General features: G+C 42.5%; 17 protein-coding genes. 10 read left to right on the top strand and 7 right to left on the bottom strand.

Going from position 1 to position 19,962, the window contains the following annotated elements; translation table 11 throughout:
• Positions 1-72 precede the first annotated feature (72 nt).
• Together D0T50_RS04160 and D0T50_RS04165 are read left to right on the top strand one after the other, a co-directional pair.
• A complete protein-coding gene (locus D0T50_RS04160) occupies positions 73-675 on the top strand; it encodes a nitroreductase family protein (RefSeq protein WP_163222247.1) in 603 nt (200 codons plus the stop codon).
• Between the two features lie 30 nt (positions 676-705).
• Complete coding sequence (locus tag D0T50_RS04165) at positions 706-1,230, top strand: shikimate kinase (RefSeq protein WP_163222248.1); 525 nt, start codon at positions 706-708, stop codon at positions 1,228-1,230.
• A gap of 251 nt (positions 1,231-1,481) precedes the next feature.
• Here D0T50_RS04165 and mnmA read toward each other — a convergent pair whose 3' ends face one another.
• Positions 1,482-2,531, bottom strand: coding sequence for a tRNA 2-thiouridine(34) synthase MnmA (gene mnmA, locus D0T50_RS04170; protein ID WP_163222249.1), 1,050 nt, complete (start codon positions 2,529-2,531; stop codon positions 1,482-1,484).
• Between the two features lie 52 nt (positions 2,532-2,583).
• Between mnmA and D0T50_RS04175 the strand changes: the two genes are divergently transcribed.
• The 3 genes from D0T50_RS04175 (at position 2,584) to D0T50_RS04185 (ending at position 7,369) form a co-directional block, all read left to right on the top strand.
• The gene (locus D0T50_RS04175; RefSeq protein WP_163222250.1) at positions 2,584-5,409 is read left to right on the top strand and encodes a DEAD/DEAH box helicase; all 2,826 of its coding nucleotides are present in this window, start codon (positions 2,584-2,586) and stop codon (positions 5,407-5,409) included.
• Positions 5,410-5,481: 72 nt separating this feature from the next.
• Positions 5,482-6,957, top strand: a complete 1,476-nt coding sequence (gene cysS / locus D0T50_RS04180) for a cysteine--tRNA ligase (protein ID WP_163222251.1) — start codon at positions 5,482-5,484, stop codon at positions 6,955-6,957.
• Between the two features lie 7 nt (positions 6,958-6,964).
• On the top strand, positions 6,965-7,369 hold the full coding sequence (locus tag D0T50_RS04185; protein ID WP_163222252.1) for a PaaI family thioesterase: 405 nt from the start codon (positions 6,965-6,967) through the stop codon (positions 7,367-7,369).
• Here the strand turns inward: D0T50_RS04185 and D0T50_RS04190 are convergent.
• The 3 genes from D0T50_RS04190 to D0T50_RS04200 form a co-directional block, all read right to left on the bottom strand.
• The gene (locus tag D0T50_RS04190; protein ID WP_163222337.1) at positions 7,359-8,252 is read right to left on the bottom strand and encodes a DUF3108 domain-containing protein; all 894 of its coding nucleotides are present in this window, start codon (positions 8,250-8,252) and stop codon (positions 7,359-7,361) included. The two genes, D0T50_RS04185 and D0T50_RS04190, sit on opposite strands and share 11 nt — an antisense overlap.
• Entirely contained in the window at positions 8,173-10,134 is a 1,962-nt protein-coding gene (locus D0T50_RS04195) for an Ig-like domain-containing protein (protein ID WP_163222253.1), read from the bottom strand. Before D0T50_RS04195 ends, D0T50_RS04190 begins: the two co-directional genes overlap by 80 nt.
• 81 nt (positions 10,135-10,215) lie before the next feature.
• Positions 10,216-10,857: a carbohydrate-binding family 9-like protein gene (locus D0T50_RS04200; RefSeq protein ID WP_163222338.1), complete on the bottom strand. Its 642-nt coding sequence runs from the start codon at positions 10,855-10,857 to the stop codon at positions 10,216-10,218.
• 419 nt (positions 10,858-11,276) lie between these two features.
• Here D0T50_RS04200 and D0T50_RS04205 point away from each other — a divergent pair, with 419 nt between their 5' ends.
• Positions 11,277-12,218 (top strand): tRNA-dihydrouridine synthase family protein, encoded by a 942-nt coding sequence (locus D0T50_RS04205; RefSeq protein ID WP_163222254.1) that lies wholly within the window; start codon positions 11,277-11,279, stop codon positions 12,216-12,218.
• Here D0T50_RS04205 and D0T50_RS04210 read toward each other — a convergent pair.
• Both D0T50_RS04210 and D0T50_RS04215 read right to left on the bottom strand, forming a co-directional pair.
• Entirely contained in the window at positions 12,199-12,711 is a 513-nt protein-coding gene (locus D0T50_RS04210; protein WP_163222255.1) for a DUF4348 domain-containing protein, read from the bottom strand. The two genes, D0T50_RS04205 and D0T50_RS04210, sit on opposite strands and share 20 nt — an antisense overlap.
• Before the next feature lie 22 nt (positions 12,712-12,733).
• On the bottom strand, positions 12,734-13,999 hold the full coding sequence (locus D0T50_RS04215; protein WP_163222256.1) for a DUF2851 family protein: 1,266 nt from the start codon (positions 13,997-13,999) through the stop codon (positions 12,734-12,736).
• Between the two features lie 97 nt (positions 14,000-14,096).
• Between D0T50_RS04215 and dapB the strand changes: the two genes are divergently transcribed.
• From dapB to D0T50_RS04235, 4 genes are read left to right on the top strand one after another with little or no spacing between them, the layout of a single operon-like run.
• Positions 14,097-14,837 (top strand): 4-hydroxy-tetrahydrodipicolinate reductase, encoded by a 741-nt coding sequence (dapB, locus tag D0T50_RS04220; protein ID WP_163222257.1) that lies wholly within the window; start codon positions 14,097-14,099, stop codon positions 14,835-14,837.
• A gap of 4 nt (positions 14,838-14,841) precedes the next feature.
• Complete coding sequence (locus tag D0T50_RS04225) at positions 14,842-16,254, top strand: S26 family signal peptidase (protein ID WP_163222258.1); 1,413 nt, start codon at positions 14,842-14,844, stop codon at positions 16,252-16,254.
• A gap of 5 nt (positions 16,255-16,259) precedes the next feature.
• Positions 16,260-17,186, top strand: a complete 927-nt coding sequence (gene lepB / locus D0T50_RS04230) for a signal peptidase I (RefSeq protein ID WP_203558180.1) — start codon at positions 16,260-16,262, stop codon at positions 17,184-17,186.
• Positions 17,187-17,191: 5 nt separating this feature from the next.
• Positions 17,192-17,830, top strand: coding sequence for a WbqC family protein (locus D0T50_RS04235; protein WP_163222259.1), 639 nt, complete (start codon positions 17,192-17,194; stop codon positions 17,828-17,830).
• Here D0T50_RS04235 and D0T50_RS04240 read toward each other — a convergent pair.
• Positions 17,820-19,946 carry a S46 family peptidase gene (locus D0T50_RS04240; protein WP_163222260.1) on the bottom strand — a complete coding sequence of 709 codons (2,127 nt, stop codon included), beginning with the start codon at positions 19,944-19,946 and terminating at the stop codon, positions 17,820-17,822. The two genes, D0T50_RS04235 and D0T50_RS04240, sit on opposite strands and share 11 nt — an antisense overlap.
• Between the last annotated feature and the right edge of the window lie 16 nt (positions 19,947-19,962).

The following is a 19,962-nucleotide window of genomic DNA, read 5'->3' on the forward strand; positions in this document are numbered from 1 at the left end:
CGGTTTCTTAATCTTTTTGTCCGTTTGTTTGTTTAATAGCAAAGAGTAGAAACAATTAAAAATAAAAGCATTATGAAGAAAAGTTTTATGGAGGTCATGAGGGATCGAAGAACCTACTATGCCATTTCCAATCAGTCGCCCATTAGCGACAATGAGATAGAAAATATCTTGAAGAGTGTTATCACTTATGTACCATCTGCTTTCAATTCACAATCGGCACGCATGGTATTATTATTGGGCGATAACCACACAAAGTTGTGGAACATTGTAAAAGAAACCCTGAGAAAGATTGTACCTGCCAATAACTTCGCTGCAACCGAAGCTAAAATCGATAATAGCTTTGCTTGTGGTTACGGCACGGTACTCTTCTTCGAAGATATGAATGTGGTAGAAGGGTTACAGAAATCTTTCCCATCGTATGCCGAGACCTTCCCCGGTTGGTCGTTGCAGTCGTCGGGCATGCACCAATTTGCCACATGGTCACTCCTCGAAGAAGCCGGCTTTGGTGCTTCATTGCAGCACTACAATCCATTAGTAGACGAAGAGGTGTGCAACACATGGAAGTTTCCGAAAACATGGAAACTTATCTCGCAAATGCCCTTTGGTATACCTGTAGCACAACCCGGAGAGAAAGAAGTACAAGATATTGCCACGCGTTTTTTTGTTTTCAAATAAACAGTAGATAATTTTCCGTACATTTGTCGGATGATTCGCATTTTCCTCATAGGTTATATGGGTGCGGGCAAAACGACATTAGGAAAAGCGTTTGCGCGCAAGCTCGACATACCATTCATTGATTTGGATTGGTATATAGAAGAGCGCTTCCATAAATCGGTACGTAGCTTATTTGAGGAAAGAGGAGAAGCTGCATTCCGTGAATTGGAACGCAACATGCTGCACGAGGTAGCCGCCATAGAGAATGTTATTATTTCTACCGGCGGAGGAACACCCTGCTTTTTTGACAACATGGAATACATGAATGCAGCGGGCACCACTGTCTTTCTCGATGTGAATCCGAAGGTATTATTCAGGCGGTTGCGTGTAGCAACACAATCGCGCCCTATCCTACAAGGCAAAAAAGACGATGAACTATTTTCTTTTATTAAAGAAGGATTAGAAAAACGCAGGTTGTTTTATGAACAAGCGAAATATATCTTTAATGGAGAAAGGCTGGATAATCGTTGGCAGATAGATGAATCGGTACGCCAATTAGAAGAAATTCTCAAATAAAACACCTTTTTAGTCATAAAAAAGCAGAGGCTGCCCAACACTGGCAGCCTCTCTTACTTGTGTAATCAACAACTTATTTATTATTTGTACCTGACCTTCAACAGGCTTGTAGTACCAAAAAAAGAAAACTGTTATTATCAAAAAAGAACTTAATTAATAACAATACAAATATAACGCATTCTTTTTTAATCTACAAGTCTTTTGAACGATTTTTGCAAGTTATTTGTAAAAAAGCTTCCACAGCGCCCACATCACACAATAATACCGCCACCTAAAACAATATCGTCCAGATAAAACGCTGCTGCCTGACCGGAAGCTATGGCTGTTAATGCTTCTTTGAGAGAGATAAGCAACTCATTTTCTGATAAAAAGGCAACTGTACAGTTGTTTTGTTGTTTGCGATAGCGAATCTTTACCACAACATCATTACTATTCAACAATAGGTTGTTGTCGACAATATGTATATGTTTCAACTTCATCTCCATCTTCTCGAGCGAAGAGAGTGGTGCTAATATAATTTCATTCTTTTCTTTAGATATTTCTTTCACAAAAACTGCCCGATTAAGATGAATCCCCAATCCTCTTCGCTGTCCAATTGTGTAGAAAGGATATCCTTCGTGCCATCCCAGAAAAGTTCCGGTTTCATCAAGAAATTGCCCCTTATTAATCCGTTCGGCAGGAACATGTTCTTTTAAAAAACGCTGGTAGTCAAACGGACAAAAGCAAACCCCAATGCTATCTTTCTTTGTAGAAACTTTGGCAAATCCTCTTTGCAAGGCATACGCACGAGCTTCTATTTTTGTGAGCTCGCCCATTGGAAGAAGCATTCGTTGCAACACCTCTTGTGATAACCCCCATAAAAAGAAAGATTGATCTTTATCCCTGTCTACCGCGCATTGAATGTAGTGTTTACCTTCAAAGAAGGTTTTGCGCACATAATGCCCGGTTGCAATATACCATATTCCCATTTCATCGGCTATTTTGGCAAGCAACGGCCATTTCAATGTGTTATTACACACCACACAGGGAACAGGTGTGCGCGCATCCATATACTCGTCGATGAAATAATTGATAATCTTATCCTTGAAAAGCTCACGAGCATCATATACGATGTGCCTGATTTGCAACGATGCTGCCAACTCTTGTGCGTCGCGCAAGTATGTGGTGTCTTCATTCTTCTCAAAGAAACGAAATGTTACCCCCACGACTTCATAACCTTGTTCTTGCAGAAGCATGGCAGCTACCGAGCTATCTGTTCCGCCACTCATCCCCAAAACCACCTGTTTGTTTGCGACATTCATACTGCAAATTTACACAAAATCTCGTATCTTCGCAGATTAAACAAAAAACACAATGACAGAAACAAACTCTTCAAGCAAAATCGTCATTGTATTGGTTCAACAACCAATACTGGGCTATTTATTGATTCCTTATACAGCTACAAAGGAAAAAGATGGAACGTATTCTTTAATTGAACAGGCTTTCCATATTTCTTCCAAGACAACTGCCGAAATAAGTAAAGCCGAGCAAGAGGCAATAAAAATAGCCTCCTCCTACACGGAGAAGAATCTAATGAAGGTTTATTCAAAAGAGAAAAATATAGCAACCTTTTTGAAGAAAACCTCCGAAGAGTACGTCAAAAACACCATCAGACCATTCATTGAAAAGAAACTCTTGGAGATGATTGCACTGATAAGAACAGAAAACCTACCGCTTTTTCAGAATCAGCTAGGAAATAAAACACTGTACAAACATCATCGCCTCAAAATTTCTGCCGAAAACACCGAACTGTTTTTCAATTTTGAAGCAGACCAAAAGCTGTTTCATTATTCACTGAACTGTTATAGAAACGGAGAACCCATCGCGCTACGCGAGAAAAAACCGGCAATAGCTATTATCGGTTACCCCGCCACACTCTTGCTTGGCTCGGAGATTTACACATTCCATGATATTCATGCTTCACGAATTTTGCCATTCACGAACAAACAAGTTGTGAGTGTCAGCATCACGTTACTCGATAAATATTTGGAGAATATAGTTATGCCCATAGCCACATATCATGCCTTTACACAACAGGGATTACCTATTTATAAAGAGCAACGAACACTCAAAGCCATACTCACACCCGAGGAATCTTTATTTTATGGGAACACGCTGCGATTAACATTTCAGTACGGTGATACAATCCTAAGGCCCGAAGACAATCCGCCTAAAATAACGCTATCCCTCCTAAAAGACGAAACCGGAACAGCACTACATTACTTCTATAGAGATCTTACCAAAGAAGTGGCAGCTACCAAATTGCTGGAATCGCTGCAACTAACACTAGTTGACTCAAACAGTTTTATGTTGAGTAAGCAATACAACCTCACAGAGTGGATACTCCAACACAAGGAAACACTCGCAAAACACTTCACACTTGCCAATCTTGAGAAAAAAAAGGAGTATGCTTTAGACGAAATTCGCATTGAGCAGGATATTGCCAAGGAGGAAGATTGGTTTGAATTGCGCATCACAGTTGTTATCGGAAATTTTCGTATTCCATTTACCCGGTTTCGCAAGCATATTGCAGAAGGGATCAAGGAATATACACTACCCGATGGGCGACTAGTGTTGCTCCCCGAAGAGTGGTTTAGTAAGTATAGCGATCTCATGGAATATGGCAACGAGGAAAATGATAAACTGAAGATAAAAGAGCGATTCGCAGGAATTGTTCATGCAATTGTTGATGACGAGCTTACCAAGAAAACTTACTTTGAAAAGACAGAAGCAACACCTCCACCCAAACTAAAAGCAACGCTTCGCAAATACCAGCAGGAAGGTTACAACTGGTTACTGCATCTGCATAGGCACAACTTAGGAGGATGCCTTGCCGACGATATGGGATTAGGGAAAACGCTGCAGACACTCGCACTGTTTCAACATCTCTATAGTGGGCAGGCAGAAAAACGACCTGCTACACTCATTGTTATGCCAACGTCATTATTGCACAATTGGCAACGAGAAATTCGCCGTTTCACCGCGCTTTCTGTCTATGAATACACAGGACACAACACACGCAATTTCAACATGGCTTACACCTTTGGTTGCCATAATCTGATACTTACAACGTATGGCATGATGCGAAATAATATGGAGGCGCTAAGCAAATATCGCTTCGAGTATGTTGTTCTTGACGAAAGCCAAAACATAAAGAATAGCACCTCCTTCACATTCAAGGCAGCCATACAACTACAAAGCAACCATCGCCTTGTCCTCACAGGAACACCCATTGAGAATTCACTGAAGGATTTATGGTCACAGTTTTACTTTCTACAACCCGAGCTATTGGGTAGCGAAAGCGACTTTACAAAGCATTTTATGCTGCCCATAAAGCAAGGCAATCCACGAATTGAGAGCAGACTCCAAAAGCTTATCACCCCTTACATACTGCGCCGAAGCAAAGAAGAAGTAGCACCCGAACTTCCCGCATTGACCGAAGAAATCATCTATTGCGGCATGACGGAAGAACAGCACGACCTATACAATAAGGAAAAGAACAAACTACGCAATCTATTACTAGAAACTGACAACAGTAAAGAGAAAAACAGAAGCCTCACTGCCCTTAATGGTATAACGCTATTGCGACAACTGGCTTCGCATCCGCGCATGGTTTTTCCCGATTATACCGGTGAATCAGGCAAGTTAGAAGAAATCATCGCTACTTTTGAAACACTGCGAAGCGAAGGACACAAAGTACTTATATTCTCCGCATTTGTAAAGCACCTCGACCTAATAGCCAACGCCTTTAATGAAAATGGATGGGAATATGCCTTACTCACAGGTTCCACTGTCAACAGGAAAGAAGAGATTGCCCGCTTTTCGGAGAATAAGAACATTCAGGCATTCCTTATCTCGCTGAAGGCAGGTGGCGTAGGCTTAAATATAACCGAAGCTGATTATGTTTTCATTATAGACCCTTGGTGGAATCCTGCTGCCGAGATGCAAGCCATTGGTCGCTCACACCGCATCGGGCAACAAAAGCGTGTCTTCGCATATCGATTTATCACCGAAGAGAGTATTGAAGGAAAGATTATCCGCCTGCAAGAAAGCAAACGCAAACTTTCGGAAACATTTATCACGGATAACAACCCCTTCCAATCGCTTACTGATAGCGAATGGGAAAGTTTATTGAAATAAAGTATTTCTATAAAACTCACTAAATTAGGATTTTATACTAATTTTGCAATCTCAAACAAATAACGTTAGATTATGGAACAGCAATTTAGTATTTACAATACCTTCGACAGAAAGAAGGAAGTCTTTACACCTCTTCACGCCCCACATGTGGGAATGTATGTTTGCGGACCTACAGTTTATGGCGATGCACACTTAGGACATGCTCGTCCGGCAATTACTTTCGACATACTTTTCCGCTATCTTATGCACTTGGGATACAAGGTTCGCTACGTCCGTAACATAACCGATGTTGGTCACTTAGAACATGATGCCGACGAAGGTGAAGATAAAGTTGCCAAGAAAGCACGTCTCGAACAACTCGAACCGATGGAAGTTGTACAATACTACCTCAATCGTTATCGTCATGCGATGGAAGCACTCAACGTACTTCCGCCAAGTATTGAGCCACAAGCGTCGGGACATATTATTGAACAAATCAAATTGGTAGAGGAAATACTTAACAATGGCTATGCATACGAAAGCCAAGGCTCTGTTTATTTCGATGTGCCTAAATACAATAAAAAGTACCATTACGGAAAACTCTCCGGAAGAAATATAGACGATTTGCTCAGCACTACCCGCGAACTAGACGGACAAAGTGAGAAACGCAACTCCGCCGACTTCGCTTTATGGAAGAAAGCACAACCCGAACACATCATGCGATGGCCTTCTCCTTGGGGAGATGGTTTCCCCGGCTGGCATTGCGAATGTACTGCTATGGGAAAGAAATACCTTGGCGAACACTTTGACATTCATGGCGGTGGAATGGACTTGGTATTCCCACATCACGAATGTGAAATAGCCCAATCCGTAGCTTCACAAGGAGACGACATGGTAAAATATTGGATGCACAACAACATGATTACTGTAAACGGAACCAAGATGGGTAAGTCACTGGGTAACTTTATCACGCTCGATGAGTTTTTCACAGGCAGTCATAGGCTATTGACACAGGCTTATTCGCCAATGACCATTCGTTTCTTTATTCTGCAGGCACACTATCGCAGCACTGTCGATTTTAGCAATGAAGCACTGCAAGCGTCCGAAAAAGGATTACAACGACTGCTCGAGGCTAAGAGCCATTTAGCAAAAATTACTCCGGCAGCCACTTCGACTATAGATGTAAAAGCATTAAGAGAGAAGTGCTACGAAGCCATGAACGACGATATGAATACACCAATTGTTATCTCTACCCTATTCGAAGGTGCTAAGATGATTAACAATATCGTAACAGGAACCAATACAATCTCTGCCGAAGATTTGGAGGAACTGAAAGCTATCTTCAACCTGTTTATGCTCGATATACTCGGACTTAAAGAGGAGGTGAGCTCATCCGATGGACGCGAAGAGGCTTATGGTAAAGTGGTTGATATGTTGCTCGAAGAGCGTGTAAAGGCCAAAGCCAATAAAGATTGGGCTACATCGGACATGATTCGTAATAGTCTTACCGCGCTTGGTTTTGAGATAAAAGATACAAAAGACGGTTTTGAGTGGAAGCTCAACAAGTAAAAACAATATGACCGTACAGGAGTTTTTCAAGAACGACCGCTTCGCTCATGAAGCGGGCGTTGAACTTCTCGAAATAAGAGAAGGATATGGGAAAGCGAAGTTAGTCGTTGCCCCACGACATCTTAATGCCGGAAACACCACACAAGGAGGAGCCATTTTTACACTTGCCGATTTAGCACTCGCGGCAGCTGCCAATTCGCATGGCACACTTGCACTCTCTACAACATCCAATATCACGTTTTTGCGGGGAAGTGGTCCGGGAGATACACTCTACGCCGAAGCCAGAGAAAGATACACCGGCAAGCGCACAGGACATTATCAAGTAGATGTAACCAATCAGGGTGGGGTGTTAATTGCTACATTCGAAGCAACGGTTTATAGAAAAGACCACCCGCTGCCGTTTACTTTGTAGGTGGAGTGGAGACAATGGAGGTAAGTGGATACTCACTCCCCGAAACCTCAATCATAGAGGCTTTTGCCAAGCCAAATTTCAGAAAGATATTCAAACAAACAGGGATGCGGTTGGCATCGTCTGTTATAGTAAAGGTAATTACCTCTTGTTCTACTCCCTTCTTTTCCTGTAGCAGCGAAAAGATTAAGCAATTATACGTCACCTTATTCTCTGCTTTGTAGGTATCGCGCCCACGGTAAATCAACACTTGTTCGTCTATACGCCTTCCGGTAGCTACGGGTATTTGTATTCTATCGCCCGCGCTGTAGCTATCAGGGTTAAGGGTACGTGCCCAAACAAGCACACTCAAGAGGTCATAAACACATCGGCTATCGGTAAATGAATACTCCTTTGTTCCTTTTTTCTCTTCCGTACGCGACTGAAGTATTTTGCTTACCCCATCTTCGTAAGAGAACGTAGCCTCGTCTACCCAATACCTTTTACCCTCAACCGCACCTTTGCGATAATAAAGTGGTTCGAGACGTTCGCTCATAACAGAAGTAAGTGTATCGCGTAGTTTGAAGAAGAGGTCGGCACGACTATTACCCACTGCAAGCAAGTTAATGCGATTGGCAGGATTCCCCGCATATTCTGTTTTGTCAAAAGAGAGTTTGGCACTTCCTGCTTTGAACCATACGAACTGCCAATGAAAAGACAGATCATACTTTATCTGCTGATTTATGGGGAAATTAGCTTCCTTTACCGCACATTGCGCAAAAGCGGGAACAGTGATTCCCCACCCTGCTACAAGCAATAGAGCAATCTTAAAAATTGCGATTGCGGTTCTGACCTTGGTTACGGTTGCGATTCGTTGTATTTGTTCTTCTTTTTTTCTGTTCATCAGGCTTCTGCTTCTTCATCTCATCAGGCTTTTGCCTATCGAGAGTTCTATCGGTTAGGTTCCAATCTTGTTCAAACTCTTGTCGTACACGCAGTTCCACTACCTGCCAGTAGTAATAGACCTCTTCGGGTTGTATGCCCGCCTCGTAGTTGCCGGTATCCCACACGCCATTCTTGTTTTTGTCAACAACTAGGCGGGCGCAATACTTACCCGGTGCAAGGAAATAGAAATCGGCTTGGTTATCAACAACCGGTCGTGTACGCACTACTTTATCTTGTCCATCGAGCAACTGCACAAAAGCATGCTCAAACTTCACACCGCTTATATTAAAGAAGATAGCCCCATAGTCTTCTTCAATCGACTTTACCTTAAAGGCTTGCTTCACCTTATCTGTATGCAGACCATACAATCCAACAAACGCGATGGAATCGAGCGAGAATTCATATTCTCCTTGCGATTTCCATTCATTGGCAGGATATACGTTATACATCTTGATATTTGCTGTGTCTTGTTCTATGTTGAACGCCACATCGTTCCAAAGCGAATCGACTTTCATCTTCAAATGGAAAGCAGCGGGGTCGTATTCTCTTATAGGTTCTTCGAAAGAGATGCTGATATGACCGAACACATCCATAGACGAAGGCACATTGGCTTTCATGTTCAGGAAGACGGTCTTTGGTGTATCATCTTCGTCATCGCCTTTCTTTTTTCGGCGACGGCGGCTTGAGTCTTCTTCCTTCTCTTTTTCAGTATCTTTATTTAAGGATTTACGAACGGTAATCTTCAATGTATCCGTGCGGGGAACCAGTTGGTTCAGCGTATCGGTATAGAGATAAGACATACTCATGGCAAGGGTATCGAGCTTGTAGACCAGCGAATCCTTTATCCAATAGTTTATCGTATCGTTGGTTATCTTCTTTTCAATAACAAAAGCATCCGTTTCATCGAAGTTAATTCCCTTTATCGTTGGCAGTGTATCTGCTTTTGCACCAAAGAACAGTGTAAATTTATTGGGAGTAAGGCGCTCTGACTTTACAAACTTCTGCACACCGTATTCTTCTTTGAATGCGCGTAGAATAATATCATCGGGCAAGTAATGTGTGTACTGCCGGGATATGATCGTGTCAATCGTAACCGAGTCTATGCGGATAGTATCCTGACGTGTACGTTCCTCGAAATGCGGGATAATAATCGAATCGTTGAAAGCAATCATTTCGCTCTTTTGCGAGAAGAAGAAGTTTTGATCAACATCTTGCAGCCCAAAGATGCGATACGAACCGGGTGCAATACCTTGTATGGTGAAGCGTCCGCGACTATCTGTTCGGCTTACGCGTTCAAGCGGAATTGTTGTAAAAGCACTATCTTCGAGGTTGCTGTGAAGTCCTATCAACATTCCTTTGATTGGTTCCAGGTTGGCGGCGTCGAGCAATGTTCCAGATACCGCCATCGTGTCAATAACATCACCGGTAGAGAAACTAAAGACAAAGTTATTCAACGGATTCCCTTCATTATTGTCTACAATCGCATCCGAGAAGTCTATGGTATAGGTGCGATCTGACTTTAATGTATCGAACAGATTTATCAATACACTCCTTCCACTGGCTCTAATCTCTGCTTGTTGCACCTGTGGAGGAGAAATAATAACCTTTTCGTTTGGTTTCTCCAACTTGATATACTCATCAAAGTCCAGTCGCAGCTTAGTACGGGTACTTTGGGTAGCGTTTAGTTTGGGGGTACTACCGATGAGTCTGGGAGGAGTTTCGTCTATCGGTCCACCTTCGGGGCGACCAATACTTGCGCACGAAAGTACAATCCCCATCACTAAAGGCACGCCGACAAAGGCTTTCCAAGTCGAACGAATGTTCTTATTTCTATCTGTTTGCATGGTGCAAAAATAAACGTTATCTATAAAACTATGACTGTTTTTACACTAATTAATCATTTTACAGGGCTTTCTATTTCCCTATTACTCAAAGAGTAACGTGCCAAAGAAGTCGGGACGATGGAAATTAGGTTTCTCCAACAAGATAGGATTCCATGAAAGATAGTGAGGCGTAACCAGTTCATCGCCGCATTTATAAAAGTTGGCGCGGATGGTTTGTCCTGCCAACGAAGTAAGTTTGTGCATAAAAAACGCCGAGAAAGGAATTACCAATGAAACTTCCCATGAGGTTTCCTCCACGCGCTCTTCAAAGGTTTCGCTACCCAAACTAGACCAGCGACCGATGGTATCGAGTGTTTCGCTTGTTGCCCGTTGCCGATTGCTCCGCCCGGCTCCACCACCCAACAATAGTGTTCCGATGCAATTACATTCGAGGTTATAATACACATCATCGCCTCCGGGAACAACAAAAAACTCCACGCAAGAATCTGTCCACACCTTGCCGTTATACTCTCCATAGCGCGCACGCACACTGTTTTCGGTTACTTTGTAGTTTAGTAAAATGGCACTGTCTGTGTAAGCAATGCGAAAATTCACTACGGGACAATAGGAAAACTGCTTCCAATTGACCGTATTAATAGCGTGAGTTTCAATCTGCTCCCTGTCCATCAAGGAAGAAAGTTCTTCCGGTTTCACCGTATTAACGGATACTTTTTTTACAATCATCTTTTTCATATCATTCGCATTTTCGGCTGATGCCGCATCACTACCCAAGTAAAACATCAGTGCCACAAAGGCAAAGAAACGGATTGTGTGCGTTCGTTGAATAATCTTATCCATAATTATCTATTAATTGAAGCAGTGCAAATATAACGTTTATACACTTACAAGAGACCTCTTTGTCAGTTCAAAATTGTTTTTATTCCTGTACCACTTTCATCTCTTCACATATGTGATGATATATCTTCACCCATGTGAAGATATATCGGCACAACTGTGAAGAGATATCATCACAGTTGTGAAGAGATAAAAATGACTATTTGAAAAGAGAAGAATTAAACTGCAAAAAAGATAAAATACCAGTGGCATAAAGCATAATAGCTAGTATTATATGTACTTTTGTCCTCTAATCAATACACACGCCTATGTCTGCAAACAAGCTCCCTGTATACTTTGCACCGCTGCAAGGATATACCGATCATCTTTACCGCAACGTTCATCAAGAGGTTTTTGGTGGCGTAACGGCTTACTATTCCCCGTTCGTCCGTTTAGAAAAAGGAGCATTTCGCAATAAAGACCTGCGCGATGTATTGCCCGAGAACAACCACGTTGCCCGACTCATTCCGCAACTTATCGCTGCAAAGTCCGATGAAATGGAACGAATTGTGGATTTGTTTGCAGAGAGAGGCTACCGCGAAGTAGACATAAATATGGGTTGCCCCTTCCCGCTCATCGCCCGAAAGCACAAAGGTTCGGGCATTCTTCCATTTACAAACGAGGCAGAGGAACTATTGAAAGTCACGGCTCACTACTCCGACATATCCTTTTCGGTAAAGATGCGATTAGGCTGGGAGTTGCCCGAAGAGTGTTTGGCTTTGCTCCCTCTGCTCAATGAGTTACCGCTTGCACATATTGCCATGCATCCGCGCATTGGCAAACAACAATATAAAGGAAGTGTAGATATGGACGGTTTCACCGCATTTTACGAAGGGTGCAAACATAACCTGATTTACAACGGCGATGTTTGTACAATGGAAGATATGGTGCAACTGGAAAAACAGTTTCCTAAACTGAAAGGTATTATGATAGGAAGAGGATTGCTCGCAAACCCTGCGCTTGCGTTGGAATATGCCAACAACAGTTTACTAAGCGAACAGGAGAAACGGGGAAAACTCCGTAACCTGCACGAACGTTTATTTGCCGGTTACTCTCAAATGCTGGAAGGTGGCGAGATGCAAATCGTTACCCGCCTGAAGAGTTTCTGGGAATATCTGCTCCCCGACAGTGCCAAGAAGCAGAAAAAGAAAATATTAAAGAGCAACAACCTCTCTGCTTACACAGCAGCAGTTAGGGATGTTCTTGGATGAATACTTTGTTCTCCTCGCCCACTTGTTGAGCGGCTTCTTGGAATTCTTCAACAGAGAGATCAAAACTATACCACAAGGTGTAGCAGTCTGTTGCATACCATTTCCCATCAATTAGCTGAAACACTACACGCAGGTCGAGTTCCGACTCTTCGTATCCTGCTTCAAACTCTTTAATGTCCGCCTCATTTACTACGTAGTGAGAAACATACATCATGCCCTCCTCTACCTCTACTCGTTCTTCCTTGAAAAGGTCGGCGCCGAGCAACACCCAGCGTTCTTTAGTGAAGGGAAACTCTACTTCTTCCTCCTTCTCGTTCAGCAAAACGATAGGACTTTCTAGCGGAAACTTCACACGAGAGTACTGAAAAGAAGCACTGGCAGTAAACTTATTGAGGAATGTGGCGAAGTCCTCGGGCTTGTTTTGCGCGTGTGCGTTGTTATTTCCACAAAGGAAAAACAAGGATAAAATCAGTAAGATAGATTTCGTTTTCATGCGAACAAGTTATTAATGATTACTATTTCTTTCGTAGATATTCGTATCCGAACCTGCAATATAAGCATTTCTTCTTATCACAGTATTCTTTTTGTAGCTGAATTAATGCTTGAGAGTCGGCAGCCGTGTGCACAGGTATTCCTATGCCATCCCACAAACGAGTGATGTGATTGTTCTCCGCTTTCAGTTCTTCGAGAAAAGATGAAGCACGTGCGCAAAGGAGTTCATTTCCTTTGTGCATACCATACGCGTAAAGAAAAGGGACGACGGTGTTAATAGCAATTAAGTCTAATGCACCTTTGCCCAGCTTTTTCTCCAATCGGGGTGCGGGTTTATAAAAACTGTAGTGCTCCTTCCAATAGTCGGAAACATCGGTGGCAAGGTTTTCGCGAACAGCGGCAAGCGTCTCTGCTTCCATCGTACGCGAGAACAGGTAATTGCGTGTATGATAAAGATATGCCAACTGTGCTATGCGGATGTGCGGAAAGTTTCCAGGTCTTAATCGCAGGAAGCGCCAGCGTGAAACATCGAGTTGTTGCAAATCAAACTTATGTTTAAGGTAAGCATATTCTTTTTGTAAAGAGTGGTAGTAAGCGTCGGTCAATTCCTCTTCGAGCAATCCGGCTTGTCCGAAAAAGAAAGCCTCTACTTGAAAAAGATTATCGCGATGCTTATCAATAGAGCGAAAAGAAAGCAGCTTTGCCCACGCTTCAAAGGCATCTCCATTAAGCCCAAAGCCAAAGTTACGGGCAAGAGAAACAAAGAAAGTATCTTCCCAATGATTACCAAACAGTTTTAACCGCTCTTTAATAACTTCGGTTTTCTGTTCAAAACGCTCGGTTTGCAAAGAAGTAAGCCAAGAATGAATTGTAAGTTTGGACAAAGAAGGAATGATTGCAAAGCAGGGTGGCTTCATATCGGCTTCCTTCAACTCTTGATAGCGCAGGCGCACATGTTCAGGGCAAGTAAGCTGCAACTGCGGAATTTCTTCGCCGTTGGTACGACAAACCGGGCAATCTACTTGTCCGGCAACATGAAGAACAACGGAATCGTAAGCCTTGTTGGCATCATGCCCATGCTTCATCCAATCCGATGAAACAGTGTGTATTTCAATATTCCCAACCCAGAGTGTTCCGTCTATCTTTATCTTTGCGTTGAAGAAGTCGGGACCCGCGTGCATATTCGGAAGTCCTGCGTCAATAACTTCGACTAAGGACCCCGAGGTAGTTCTGAGTTCTTGCAGAGGATATATTTTATGTTTCCACACGTAGTGTAACAACTGTTCCATAACTGTTAAGAAGGTATTAATTAAGCTTTTAAGCGCGCAAATGTAGCAACTAAACAGTCAAAATCGCTATCTTTGCCGCAATAAATTAATTCAAAACATGAAAATAGCATTAATCGGATACGGCAAAATGGGTAAGGAAATTGAGCAAACAGCCCTTAGCCGTGGTCATGAAATAGTTTGTATTATTGATGTGAACAACCAAGAAGACTTCCAGTCCGAAGAATTCCGTTCGGCAGATGTAGCCATAGAGTTTACCAACCCCACTGTTGCTTATGGCAATTACCTGAAAACATTTGCCGCCGGCGTAAAGTTGGTATCGGGTAGCACCGGTTGGATGAGCGAGCATGGTGAAGAGATAAAAAGGATGTGCGCTCAAGAGGGAAAGACTCTTTTCTGGGCATCTAACTTTAGTTTAGGTGTTACCATCTTCTCGGCGGTCAACAAATATCTGGCACAAATTATGAATAACTTCTCCGAATATGATGTTACCATGAGCGAAACACATCACATCCACAAGCTCGATGCACCCAGCGGAACAGCAATTACCCTTGCCGAAGGTGTTATCGAAAACCTGGAACGCAAAAACAAATGGGTAAAGGAAGAAGAAAAACATACTACAAGCGAGCTCCCTATTGAATCTATTCGCGAGGGAGAAGTATTCGGTCTACACTCCATTCGCTATGACTCTACCGCCGACAGCATCACCATAACCCATGACGCCAAGAACCGCAAAGGTTTCGCGCTGGGCGCCGTGCTTGCTGCCGAATACACCAAGAACCACCAAGGATACCTTGGAATGGACGATTTATTCCCTTTTCTAAAACAAATAAAGAACTGATAAAATGAGAAAAGCAACGAAAGCTCAGTGGATGAAATTCACTGTCGTATTATGCCTCTACCTGCTGTTTTTGTTATGGCTGAAAAGCTGGCTGGGATTAATTGTAGTTCCGTTTATCTTTGATGTGTACATTAGCAAGAAGATTCCCTGGACATGGTGGAAAGCATCCAAGTCATCGACCATGCGTAGCATTATGGGCTGGGTAGATGCCATTGTGTTCTCGTTGATTGCCGTGTACTTTGTGCACAACTTCTTATTTCAGAATTATCAGATACCTTCTTCTTCGTTAGAGAAGTCATTGTTGGTGGGCGATTTCCTTTATGTAAGTAAAGTTAGCTATGGGCCACGCATCCCGAACACGCCACTTTCTATGCCACTAACACAGCATACGTTGCCTGTGTTCAATACCAAATCGTATCTTGAATTTCCTCAGTGGGACTATAAAAGAGTAAAAGGTTTCGGCAAAGTTAAACACAATGACATTGTGGTATTCAACTTTCCTGCAGGAGATACCGTGGCACTTAATTACCAGCAAATAGATTTCTATTCGCTGGCATATATGCAAGGTAAAGAGATGTACAAGGCAGTAGATTTAAGCGTGCTTAATCGCGAACAGCAAGATGCAGTATACGATTTATATTACAAAGCAGGTAGCAATGCCATCCGTAAGAGCCCGCGCATCTATGGTGAAACAGTATTCCGCCCGGTAGACCGTCGCGAGAACTATGTGAAACGTTGTATCGCATTGCCGGGAGACTCATTGCAAATCATCGACCGTGTGATTTATCTCAACGGGGTAGCGCAAGAAGATCCCGAAGGAGTAGAGTATATCTACACCGTATTCCTTACCGGCAAGGAAATTCCTACCGAATTTTTCCGTGAACTCGGTTTAAGCCTCGAAGATTTATCCGGATACAACCGGGGGGCAAACGTGGCACACCTACCTCTTACCAAAGAAGCACATGCTAAGCTTTTGGCTCGAAAAGATTTAGTAACCGCCATTACCCCAAGTCAGATTGGTGGGAACGTGTATCCTTTGAACCTTTACACTGATTGGACAATAGATAACTATGGCCCAATCTGGATTCCATCGAAAGGCACGACTATTACACTAACTGAAGAGAATTTCCCAATATACGAACGTTGTATCCGTGCTTATGAGGGTAACAAACTGGAGAGAAAAGGCTACGATTTCTATATTAATGGTGAGAAAACAACAACGTACACCTTCCAAATGGATTATTATTGGATGATGGGCGATAACCGTCACAACTCTGCCGACTCGCGCAGTTGGGGCTTTGTTCCCGAAGATCATGTGGTGGGCAAACCTATCCTGGTGTGGCTATCATTAGATAAAGATCGTGGTTGGTTCGACGGGAAAATCCGATGGAACCGCTTCTTTAAGATGGTTCATTAACTTATATGATACAAAGAAATAGGTGGATAATATTGTTTATCGGAGCGGCAATCATTGTATTGTTGCTCCGTAACTTTCTATGCACTCCTTATTATATACCATCTTCGGGCATGGAGAACACACTTTTCTGTGGTGACCGTGTATTGGTACATAGATGGAGTTACGGATTGAGATTACCACACCTACTTTCTTCAAGTTATCAGCGGGTAAAGAGTCAAGAAATAGCATTAAGAGATGTAGTTGTATTCAACAACCCTGCAGACAAGACACAACCCATCATAGAGAAACGAAGCATTTTTATTAATCGCTGCCTTGGCAGACCGGGTGATACACTCCGGATAGATTCCATGTTTCGTGTTTCATCATGGGAAAAAGCAGGCCCCGATCGCAAAGAGCTATTTGCTTACCCTATATCGAAAGCCCGCGAACTCGATTCGCTTCTTATCACCTTAGATTTGGTAAACCCGATAAAAGCAAGTAACGACAGTGTGTTGCTACGTTCCTTCAGCCGATACGAACTCTATTTATTGGAACAAGCAGCGCCCATCACATGGTTACGCCCAGCTCTCGAGCACGAACAGGAAGAAGAATTTCTATTAGTTATCCCGGCAAAAGGAAAAACCATCGATATACATCCTTGGAACGCAACCATTTATGCCAACACCATCTTGCTACATGAATACAAGGCGGCAGAGGTACGAAATGATTCGCTCTATATTGAGAATAGAGCGGTGAGCAATTACACCTTTTGCAACGACTATTATTGGATGGCATCAGACAATGCAAGCAATTTCCTCGATTCGCGCTCATTCGGCTTTGTTCCTCACACCCACATCATTGGGAAAGCATTATTTGTTTGGTTCTCGAAAGAACCTGATACCGATTTCTTTGATGGATATAGATGGGATCGTTTGTTTAAAGCTATAAAGTAATCTGTATGAATAGTATCTATTTGTCTTCTGCCTATCTTGCTCCGGTACAATATTATGCTAAGCTGCTAACTGCCGACAATGCTTTCATTGAAGTAAACGACCACTACATGAAGCAAACATACCGCAACAGGTGCAATATTGCAGGACCAGAAGGAGTACTCCCGCTATCCATTCCCATCGTGCGTCCGGCTACTAAATGTAAGATGAAAGAGATCCAAATTTCCGACCATGGGAACTGGAGACACCTGCATTGGAACGCGTTGGAGTCTGCTTATAACAATACGCCTTTCTTTGAGTACTATAAAGATGATTTTCAACCTTTTTACGAAAAAAAGTACGCTTTCTTAGCAGATTTTAACGAGTCATTACTTCGTTTAATCCTCGGCTTACTTGACATGGATGTTCACTTGCAAAAAACATTGGAATACAAAGAGGTGTTCAACCCAAATGAAGTAGACTTAAGAGAGGTAATCCATCCTAAAAAAGATTATTTATTGACAGATCCAGGCTTCATCCCACAATCCTATTATCAGGTGTTTGAAGCAAAGAACGGATTCCTCCCTAACTTGAGTATTGTTGATTTGCTGTTCAACATGGGACCAGAAAGTTTACTGATTCTTCAGGCAAGTAACATTAGCGAATAGTAAGTTCCTCTATCAAGTGCCTGCCACCAAAATTTTCGATTAGATAGAGCATATAGCGTACATCCACACCAATGCAACGCTGCAAATTAGGGTCGTAAAGGATATCTCCACTCATAGCTTCCCAATTACCATCAAAAGCCAGCCCCATTAATTCGCCCTTTGCGTTGAACATAGCACTACCCGAATTACCTCCGGTAATGTCATTATCGGAGATGAAACAAACATTCATTCCTTTTTCATCGTTAGCATATTTACCGAACTCACCATCAGAAAAGGCTTTTAGTATGTCGGGTTGTACATAAAAATCTGTGTCCCCTTGGTGCTGCTTTACCTTTTCAAAGATGCCTTTTGTGGTGGTGTAGTAATTGTAAGTTGCTCCATCATAAGGGTTGTATCCACGTATTGTACCAAAACTCAGTCGCATAGTGAAGTTGGCATCCGGATAGAAATTACGATGGGCATACATTCTACGCACAGCCGCGTTGAAAAGTCGCTCACCCCGTACTATTTGCTCTGTAGCTTCCATAGAGGAGTTATTTATTTCATACCCTTTCATCAACACATCAAGTGCTACAGAAACCGCAAAGTCCTCGATTAAGTTGAAAGTACTGTCATTTACTATCAGTTGTAGCCCCAGCGGTGTAGTCAACTTGGAGCTGGCATACAGCGAATCGACAAAGGCTTGGTCATTACCATTATAAACGGTAGCAATTGTATTGTAAAAATCGGGCAAAAACTCCGGTTCCACATGTTCGCGATAAGTCTTTAACATAGCAGCAAAAACTTCTTTGTCAATATTCGCATCCATATTCTCGTACTGCTTTAATATCTTCTTAAAGTTAGATACGAGAGCTGTTTCTTCCGCTTCGTAATCGAAGTTAAGAATGATAGCCGCCAATTGAGTTAGTTCAGGACCATTCATAAATGCCTCACTCAAATAAGAAATGGCACGAGCAGCAGAACGGCGCTTCTTGTAAGCCAAATCCAAATCGGTTAGTAGGTGAAGAAGCTGTTCGCGTTCTGTAGGAGTTTGCCGAATCCACCGTTGTAACGTAGCCTCCATGCCACGTTTCTTTTCGAGTATTCCTAATTCACGAATGGCGTTGTTGGTACCAATACTATTCTTCCAATAGTTAGAGCTTTCATCATACTTAGCGGCATATTTTATGGCAATTTCATTGTCTTTATTCATCCAGCGTTTCCATATTTCTTGCTTCACGCCGCGCACATCAATCATAGCCTGGTTTTGCGAAAGCATCATTTCCTCAATACCAAAAGAAGATAGATAACGCTCCGTACTACCCGGATAGCCTAGCGTCATACAAAAAGAGCCTTCAGCATATCCATCTAAAGAGACGGGTGCTACATAAGGAGGATGATAGGGCACATTATCTGCACTATACCTAGCGGGGTTATTGTTCTTGTCGGCATAGATGCGAAAAACACTAAAGTCGCCCGTATGACGTGGCCACATCCAGTTATCAGTATCCCATCCAAACTTCCCGATAGAAGTTGGTGGTGCAAAAACCAATCGCACATCATCATAATCTTGATAAACCGAAAGCCAAAACTCGTTGCCTCCATAAAAAGCATCTACAATAGCAACAACGGTAGAATCTTGTTCATAAACCTCATTTTGAATAACGTATATAAGCGAGTCTGTCAACGTTTGACGCATTTCTTCACTCTCCAAGAGCGAAACCTCGCGTAAAATCCGTTGCGTTACATCTTCTGTGCGTAAAAGGAAGCGTACATATAGTTCCTCGCAAGGCAGCTCCTGAGTATAGTTTTCAGCAACATATCCATCCTTCAAGATATCACGTTCTACCGAGCTATGCTGCTGAATAGCGTTGAAACCGCAATGATGATTGGTAAACACCAATCCATCCGAAGAGACAACAACACCCGAGCAGAAACCACCAAAATTAACTACGGCATCGCTCAATGAAGGCTTTTGAGGATTATAGAGTTTATCAATATTCATTTGCAGACCAAGTTCTTTCATCGCTTTACGCGTTTGCTTATTGAGATTGGTAAGCATCCACATACCTTCGTCGGCATGGATGGAGGTAGTTATCAATAGCAGCAAAAGGAAAAATATTGTTTGCTTTTTCATGATAAGATAGTATAAG

Origin of the sequence: Bacteroides sp. 214 (assembly GCF_010501015.1) — a bacterium.
GTDB lineage: Bacteria > Bacteroidota > Bacteroidia > Bacteroidales > Bacteroidaceae > Bacteroides.

Bases quoted from the DNA above. Each gene is read 5' to 3' on its own strand.
- mnmA (WP_163222249.1), bottom strand. From the start codon at position 2,531: ATGAATGTCGCAAACAAACAGGTGGTTTTGGGGATGAGTGGCGGAACA.
- D0T50_RS04195 (WP_163222253.1), bottom strand. From the start codon at position 10,134: ATGCAAACAGATAGAAATAAGAACATTCGTTCGACTTGGAAAGCCTTT.
- D0T50_RS04210 (WP_163222255.1), bottom strand. From the start codon at position 12,711: ATGAAAACGAAATCTATCTTACTGATTTTATCCTTGTTTTTCCTTTGT.
- D0T50_RS04175 (WP_163222250.1), top strand. From the start codon at position 2,584: ATGACAGAAACAAACTCTTCAAGCAAAATCGTCATTGTATTGGTTCAA.
- dapB (WP_163222257.1), top strand. From the start codon at position 14,097: ATGAAAATAGCATTAATCGGATACGGCAAAATGGGTAAGGAAATTGAG.
- D0T50_RS04215 (WP_163222256.1), bottom strand. From the start codon at position 13,999: ATGGAACAGTTGTTACACTACGTGTGGAAACATAAAATATATCCTCTG.
- D0T50_RS04225 (WP_163222258.1), top strand. From the start codon at position 14,842: ATGAGAAAAGCAACGAAAGCTCAGTGGATGAAATTCACTGTCGTATTA.
- cysS (WP_163222251.1), top strand. From the start codon at position 5,482: ATGGAACAGCAATTTAGTATTTACAATACCTTCGACAGAAAGAAGGAA.
- D0T50_RS04185 (WP_163222252.1), top strand. From the start codon at position 6,965: ATGACCGTACAGGAGTTTTTCAAGAACGACCGCTTCGCTCATGAAGCG.
- D0T50_RS04200 (WP_163222338.1), bottom strand. From the start codon at position 10,857: ATGATTGTAAAAAAAGTATCCGTTAATACGGTGAAACCGGAAGAACTT.
- D0T50_RS04240 (WP_163222260.1), bottom strand. From the start codon at position 19,946: ATGAAAAAGCAAACAATATTTTTCCTTTTGCTGCTATTGATAACTACC.
- D0T50_RS04160 (WP_163222247.1), top strand. From the start codon at position 73: ATGAAGAAAAGTTTTATGGAGGTCATGAGGGATCGAAGAACCTACTAT.
- D0T50_RS04235 (WP_163222259.1), top strand. From the start codon at position 17,192: ATGAATAGTATCTATTTGTCTTCTGCCTATCTTGCTCCGGTACAATAT.
- D0T50_RS04205 (WP_163222254.1), top strand. From the start codon at position 11,277: ATGTCTGCAAACAAGCTCCCTGTATACTTTGCACCGCTGCAAGGATAT.
- D0T50_RS04165 (WP_163222248.1), top strand. From the start codon at position 706: ATGATTCGCATTTTCCTCATAGGTTATATGGGTGCGGGCAAAACGACA.
- lepB (WP_203558180.1), top strand. From the start codon at position 16,260: ATGATACAAAGAAATAGGTGGATAATATTGTTTATCGGAGCGGCAATC.